This is a genomic window from Photorhabdus noenieputensis (assembly GCF_018448935.1).
In the GTDB taxonomy this organism is placed as follows: Bacteria; Pseudomonadota; Gammaproteobacteria; order Enterobacterales; family Enterobacteriaceae; genus Photorhabdus; species Photorhabdus noenieputensis.
This window is the reverse complement of the sequence record NZ_RCWC01000124.1, coordinates 1-1,244: the sequence shown is the minus strand read 5'-3', so window position 1 is coordinate 1,244 and position 1,244 is coordinate 1. Positions and strand designations below refer to the sequence as shown.

Sequence of the window (1,244 nt, the reverse complement as noted above, 5' to 3'; positions counted from 1 at the left end):
TCTGAGAAATGTTCAGTAAAAATATCAAAGCACATGGTTTTTGCTCTCAAAAAGAGAGTATGAGATCATAACTATTACCGTCGGTCAAATCTGATTTTTTTAACAAAATATTCACGATCTTGCCCTGATTAAGAGCCGGTTTGAGAGGTGGAGCCATATCTTTCTCTGGAGTCAATGCCTGAATTCTGGCTTTTGCTGTTTGACGGTCAAAGAAAGTAGAATAACTTAAAACATCAACATAGATTCTATTATTTACCGACTCGGCTTCACTTAATTTATCCCAAATACTGATATATTCAATCCCATGTAAACGACAGTGACCATGAACAGACATCACATTATTTGCAACAGTGTCAGCCGTCGAGTTATTAAGAGCGTCATTAAGTTCTCTATCATATATCTTATTAATATAACTATTCGCCTGTTCTACCGTCTTTTTGATTAACCCTCGGACTTTTTCAATATCAATATCACTAAGCCCGATTTCATTTCTTCTCTCTAAACCAGCGACCCAATATGTTATCTGCATCATAACCGTAGTAGAAAACATGGGTAATATCTGATAGTTAACATCATCAGAAAAATTATTAAATTTTTTGTGATAACCATCTATATTTTCTGCCAAGTTATTAAAAGCACTCCTCGCTTCTTCAGACCCTGGATGCTTATCAAGAAGATCTGCAACGGTTGCCATTCGTTCTTGTATATATGCAATATCACCAGCGAGGATACCTTTAATCGTCTTTAATGCAGACTCCTCTATCATCCTTTCAATTTGTTTGACAATCCCTTCCCATATATTTTCTTTCGATTGAGGCCAGAATAAACCGACTAAAAAAGATATAGCAGGGCCAACTGAAGGTATAAAAGATATTCCCCCGATGATCGCATTTTTTACAATATCAGTAACATCCCACTCTACTGCACTCGTTTTTACGGCATATTCATTAGCTACAATGGTTCTTATGTCTAAAACATTTTCTGTATGCATAATGGAACCCTTCAATCAAAATTAGATGTTTAAACCAAATTTGCCGTCACATAAGCAACTTTATCCGTATTATTATAGATAACAAATTTACTATAATAAAAAGAGTTATTAGGCACGTTTAACACCCAGGGCAAGATCGTGAATATTTTGTTAAAAAAATCAGATTTGACCGACGGTAATAGTTATGATCTCATACTCTCTTTTTGAGAGCAAAAACCATGTGCTTTGATATTTTTACTGAACATTTCTCAGA

At 34.8% G+C, this 1,244-nt stretch carries 1 protein-coding gene; it reads right to left on the bottom strand.

Annotated features, from left to right (window positions below):
- Positions 1-46 precede the first annotated feature (46 nt).
- A complete protein-coding gene (locus tag EAE91_RS23455; RefSeq protein ID WP_244869021.1) occupies positions 47-991 on the bottom strand; it encodes an insecticidal delta-endotoxin Cry8Ea1 family protein in 945 nt (314 codons plus the stop codon).
- Positions 992-1,244 lie beyond the last annotated feature (253 nt).

Excerpts from the sequence above, each read along its gene's own strand:
- EAE91_RS23455 (WP_244869021.1), bottom strand. The coding sequence starts at position 991 with ATGCATACAGAAAATGTTTTAGACATAAGAACCATTGTAGCTAATGAA.